Source organism: Streptomyces sp. SID13031, from assembly GCF_010548305.1.
Classification (GTDB): domain Bacteria; phylum Actinomycetota; class Actinomycetes; order Propionibacteriales; family Kribbellaceae; genus Kribbella.
Genome location: NZ_JAAGLV010000053.1, coordinates 1 through 1,242, shown reverse-complemented (window position 1 = coordinate 1,242; position 1,242 = coordinate 1). Strand labels below are relative to the sequence as shown.

The window sequence follows — 1,242 nt, the reverse complement described above, 5'->3', positions numbered from 1 at the left end:
CGGTGAAATCAGGTGGTGGTTGCAACGCTGGTTAGGTCGTTGATGAGCAAGCTAGCGAACATTTCGCGTGGGGTGTGGTAGCCGAGGCGTTTGCGGGGTCGGTCGTTGAGTTCGTCGGCGACGGCGGCGAGGTCGGTGATGGTGTGGACTGATAGGTCGGTGCCTTTGGGGAGGTACTCGCGGATGAGTCCGTTGGTGTTTTCGTTGAGGCCGCGTTGCTGGGGTTGGTGGGGGTCGGCGAAGTAGACCTGGATCCCTGTTGTGGCGGTGATGTGGAGGTGGCGGGCCATTTCGCGGCCGCGGTCCCAGGTGAGGGTTTTGGCGAACCAGTCCGGTAGCGCGGTCATCTGGTCGATGACGGCCTCGGCGACGCGGTCGGCGGTGCGGCCGTGGGGCAGGTGCAGCAGCGTGAGGTAGCCGGTGGTGCGCTCCACGATGGTGCCGACTGCTGAGTTCGATGCGGTCGATCCGATGATCAGGTCGCCTTCGTGGTGGCCGGGGACCAGCCGGGATTCGACTTCTTCGGGGCGGTCGTGGATCGAGACCATGCCGGGGATCTTGCCGCGGGTCTCGTCGCTGCCACCGCGGCGCCGGCGGGTGACCCGGCCGCGGCGCAGGCTGGCCTTGAGTTCGCGGGTCAGTTCGCCGCGCGGGTAGACATACAGGCTGCGGTAGATCGACTCGTGGCTGATCTGCATCGCTTCATTGTCGCCGTGCAGCAGCCGCAACCGGCCGGCGACCTGGTCGGGCGAGTACCGCTTCTTCAGCAGTCGCTGCACCTCGGCCCGCAGTACCGGGTTCTGCGAGAGTTTGGACGGCTTAGGGCGGCGTTGCCGCTGCCACGCCAACGCGTGCGCCCGTTCCGGCTGATACTGCCCTGTCCGCGGAGCGTGGTTGCGCCTCAACTCGCGGCTGATCGTCGACGCGGAGCGGCCCATCCGGCGGCCGATCTCACGCAACGAGTAACCCGCCTCGCGCAGTCTGGCCAGCTCGTAGCGCTCGTCACGGTCAAGATAACGGTCGCTATAAGCGACCCCGGCTGGTCGATACACCCCGCCAAGACTGTGATTCAGCTCGTAGATGTAGGTCTTCGACACGCCGGTACGCCGTGCCACTTCCATCGGCTTATGGCCCTGACTCAACAAGTCCAGCACCAACCGCCGACGCTCCGGCGACAACTTCGATCTCCCCACAACAGCCCTCCAACTCTGAAAGGCGTTGCGACAATCCCCTGACACCAGG

At 65.4% G+C, this 1,242-nt stretch carries 1 protein-coding gene; it reads right to left on the bottom strand.

The genetic code is table 11. From position 1 onward, the window contains the following. Nucleotides 1-8: 8 nt before the first annotated feature. On the bottom strand, nt 9-1,121 hold the full coding sequence (locus tag G3I17_RS39185) for an IS30 family transposase (protein ID WP_203591356.1): 1,113 nt from the start codon (nt 1,119-1,121) through the stop codon (nt 9-11). Nucleotides 1,122-1,242 lie beyond the last annotated feature (121 nt).

What these genes read in the sequence shown, in the direction of transcription:
- G3I17_RS39185 (WP_203591356.1), bottom strand. Translation starts at nt 1,121, where the DNA reads ATGGAAGTGGCACGGCGTACCGGCGTGTCGAAGACCTACATCTACGAG.